Source organism: Verrucosispora sp. SN26_14.1, from assembly GCF_004307965.1.
Classification (GTDB): Bacteria; Actinomycetota; Actinomycetes; order Mycobacteriales; family Micromonosporaceae; genus Micromonospora.
On sequence record NZ_SISL01000506.1, the window covers coordinates 1 to 4,031 of the forward strand.

Consider the following 4,031-nt stretch of genomic DNA (forward strand, 5'->3'; position numbering starts at 1 on the left):
GTCGCCGTGCTGACCGACCCGGCCGGTGCCGAGTCGGCCGCCGGCACCGGACTGCCGGTCCTGGTGGTCGACGACCCACGCGCGGCGCTCGGCCCGGTCGCCTCGACGATCTACGGCGACCCGACCGCGCACCTGCTGACGATCGGGGTCACCGGCACCGCCGGGAAGACCTCCACCGCCTACCTCGTCGAGTCCGGGCTGCGCGCCGCCGGCCACACCACCGGCCTGATCGGCACCGTCGAGACGCGCCTGGGCGACCTCGTGGTGGACAGCGTGCGGACCACGCCGGAGGCCACCGACCTGCACGCGATGCTCGCCGCCGCCCGCGAGCGGGGCGTCACCGCGGTGGTCATGGAGGTCTCCAGCCACGCCCTGGCGATGGGCCGGGTCGGCGGGGTGCGGTTCGGCGTCGGCGGCTGGACCAACTTCGGCTCCGACCACCTGGACTTCCACGCCGACGCCGAGGACTACTTCGCGGCCAAGGCGCGCCTCTTCGACGGGCGCTGCGCGGTGGAGGTGCTCAACCGCGACGACCCGGCGCTGGAACCGCTCTTCACCCCGGCCACGGTCAGCTACTCGGCGGCCGGTGACCCGACCGCCACGTGGTGGGCCGAGAAGGTCGACGGCGACGGGTACGCCCAGCGCTTCACCGTGCACGGCCCGGACGGGCTGACGCTGCCCGCCGGGGTGGCGCTGCCCGGCCGGCACAACGTGGCGAACGCCCTGCTGGCCATCGCCACCCTGGTCGCCGCCGGAGTCGATCCGGTGACCGCCGCCGAGGGTGTGGCCGCCTGCGGTGGCGTACCCGGGCGTCTGGAGTCGGTGGGCGTGGCCGGCGGGGTACGCGGGGTGGTCGACTACGCACACAAGACCGACGCCGTGGTGGCCGCGCTGGCCGCACTGCGCGGACTCAGCGCCGGCCGGCTGATCTGTGTGATCGGTGCGGGCGGCGACCGGGATCGGGGCAAGCGGCCCCTGATGGGTGCCGCTGCCGCGGAGGGAGCCGACGTGGTCGTGGTGACCGACGACAACCCGCGTACCGAGGAGCCGTCGGCGATCCGCGCCGAGGTGCTCGCCGGTGCCCACCAGGCTGGTACGGCGGCCCGGATCGTCGAGGTGGCCGGGCGTCGCGCGGCGATCGACGAGGCGGTCCGGCTGGCCGAGCCGCAGGACGTGGTGGCGCTGCTGGGCAAGGGGCACGAACGCGGCCAGGAGATCGCCGGCGAGACGTACCCGTTCGACGACCGGACGGAGCTCGCCGACGCGCTGCGGGCCCGCTTCGGGGACCTGGCGGGGCAGCGGTGATCGCGCTCAGCCTGGCCGAGGTCGCCTCGGCCGTCGACGGTCGACTGGTCGACGCCGACCCCGACGCGCGGATCACCGGCAGCGTCGAGTTCGACTCGCGCAAGGTCGCCGCCGGTGGACTGTTCGTCGCGTTCGACGGGGAGAAGGTCGACGGGCACGACTACGCGGCGGCGGCCGTGGCGGACGGCGCGGTGGCGGTGCTGGGCACCCGCGAGGTGCCCGGCGTACCGATGATCGTGGTCGCCGACGCGTTGACCGCGATGGGTCGGCTGGCCCGGACCGTGGTGGACCGGCTGCCGGAGCTGACCGTGATCGGGTTGACCGGTTCCTCCGGCAAGACCACCACCAAGGACCTGATCGCCCAGCTCACCGCGCGCCTCGGCGAGACGGTGGCGCCGCCCGGCTCGTTCAACAACGAGCTGGGGCACCCGTACACGGCGTTGCAGGCCGGGCCGACGACGCGCTACCTGGTGATGGAGAAGGGCGCGCGGGGCATCGGCCACGTGCGCTACCTCTGCGAGGTGGCACCGCCGCGCATCTCCGTGGTGCTCAACGTCGGGGTGTCGCACATCGGGGAGTTCGGCTCCCAGGAGAACATCGCCGTGGCCAAGGGCGAACTGGTGGAGTCGCTGCCGGCCGACGGCCTGGCGGTGCTCAACGCCGACGACCCGCTGGTCGACGCGATGGCGAGCCGTACGGTGGCCCGGGTGGTCCGCTACGGCGAGGCGGCGCACGCCGACATCCGTGCCGAGGACGTGACGCTGGACGAGCGCGGCCGGCCGTCGTACACCCTGGTTACGCCGGAGGGCGACGCGCCGGTGCGGCTCGGGCTCACCGGACGGCACCAGGTCTCCAACAGCCTGGCCGCCGCGGCGGTGGCCCGGGAACTGGGCATGCCGTTGACCGAGCTGGCCGTCGCGCTGGGCGCGCTCGGGCTGGTCTCGACCCGTCGGATGGACGTCTTCGAACGCACCGACGGGGTGACCGTGATCGACGACTCGTACAACGCCAACCCGGCGTCGATGGCGGTGGCGCTGCGTGCGCTCGCCGGCATCGGCAGCGGGAGGCGTACCGTCGCGGTGCTCGGCTACATGGCCGAGCTGGGTGACTTCGAGACGCAGGGGCACGCCGACATGGGCCGTCTCGCGGCCGAGCTGGGCGTCGCCCGGCTGCTGGTGGTCGGTGAGGCCGCGGCGCCGATTCACCACGGGGCGACATCGGTAGGTGACTGGGGAGGAGAGTCGGTGCTGCTCACCGATCAGGCGGCGGCCGTCGAGGTGCTGCGAAGCGAGCTACGGCAGGGCGATGTCGTCCTGGTGAAGGGCTCTCGGTACCGGACCTGGGAGGTGGCCGACGCGCTGCGCGTCGACGTGGCCGCAGACGGCGAGGGTGACGCTTCGTGAGAGCGGTCATCGTGGCCATCGGGGTGGCCTTCCTCGTCTCGCTGTTCTGCACCCCGATCGCGATCAAGGTGTTCACCCGGCTCAAGGCCGGCCAGCCGATCCGGGCCGAGGGCCCGCAGATGCACCAGGGCAAGAAGGGCACCCCGACCATGGGCGGGGTGGTGTTCATCCTGGCCACCGTGATCGCGTACGTGGCCGGCCACCTGGCTCTGACCACCCTGCCGGACGCGCAGATCGCCCAGGTCGAGCCGACCATCACCGCGCTGGTGCTGCTGGGCCTGATGGTTTTCTGCGGTGCGGTCGGCTTCGTCGACGACTTCCTGAAGGTGCGCAAGCGGCACAGCGGCGGATTGAGCGCCCGGGGCAAGCTGCTCGGCCAGATCCTGGTCGGCGCGCTGTTCGGGGTCGTGGCGCTCTATTTCCCGTCCACCATGACCGACGCCAGCGGCGAGGTGACCAACACCGAGACCGTCGGCAGCACGACGCTCAGCTTCATCCGGGACATCCCGGCGCTGGACGTCACCAAGATCGGCGCGGTGGTCATCTTCATCTTCGTGGTGATGGCGGCGACCAACGGCGTCAACCTCACCGACGGCCTCGACGGCCTGGCCACCGGCGCCTCGGTGATGGTGCTCGGCGCGTACGCGGTGATCGCGTTCTGGCAGTACCGGCACTGGTGCGCCGACCCGTCGTACACCGCCAACCCGAACAACTACTGCTACGCGGTCCGGGATCCGCTGGAGATCGCGTTGATCGCCGGTGCCGCCGCCGGTGCCTGTGTCGGCTTCCTCTGGTGGAACACCTCACCGGCCCGGATCTTCATGGGCGACACCGGCGCGCTCGGCCTGGGCGGCCTGATCGCCGGCATGGCGATGTCCACCCGGACGGTGCTGCTACTCCCGATCATCGGTGGGCTCTTCGTGATCATCACGATGTCCGTGGTGATCCAGATCATCTCCTTCAAGACCACCGGCAAGCGGGTGTTCCGGATGTCGCCGCTGCAACACCACTTCGAGCTGGCCGGGTGGAGCGAGGTCAACATCGTGGTCCGGTTCTGGATCATCGCCGGCATCGGTGTCGCCATCGCTCTGGGCCTCTTCTACAGCGACTTCCTCGCCAACATGGGCTGACCCCCAGACCCCCCTGACCCCCGACCCCACCCGCCCCACCCGCCCTCGCGGCCTTCCCGCCGACCTCGCCCCCGCGATCATGGAGTCGTGGTATGGACGAATGCGTCCGTACCGGCATGAAACGTCGACCACTACTCCATGATCGCGGGGGCGAGCGGGCGGGCGCGGGCGGGGCGGGCGGTGGGGTGGGGAG

General features: G+C 72.0%; 3 protein-coding genes. All 3 read left to right on the forward strand.

What is annotated here, in order from left to right:
• Positions 1-1,305: UDP-N-acetylmuramoyl-L-alanyl-D-glutamate--2,6-diaminopimelate ligase (locus EYA84_RS27985; RefSeq protein ID WP_131056875.1), on the forward strand; the 1,305-nt coding region annotated here is incomplete at its 5' end.
• On the forward strand, positions 1,302-2,708 hold the full coding sequence (gene murF, locus EYA84_RS27990) for a UDP-N-acetylmuramoyl-tripeptide--D-alanyl-D-alanine ligase (protein ID WP_131056877.1): 1,407 nt from the start codon (positions 1,302-1,304) through the stop codon (positions 2,706-2,708). The genes EYA84_RS27985 and murF, both read left to right, overlap by 4 nt.
• Positions 2,705-3,838, forward strand: a complete 1,134-nt coding sequence (gene mraY, locus EYA84_RS27995) for a phospho-N-acetylmuramoyl-pentapeptide-transferase (protein WP_131056879.1) — start codon at positions 2,705-2,707, stop codon at positions 3,836-3,838. The genes murF and mraY overlap by 4 nt, the downstream gene beginning before the upstream one ends.
• The last annotated feature ends 193 nt before the right edge of the window (positions 3,839-4,031 follow it).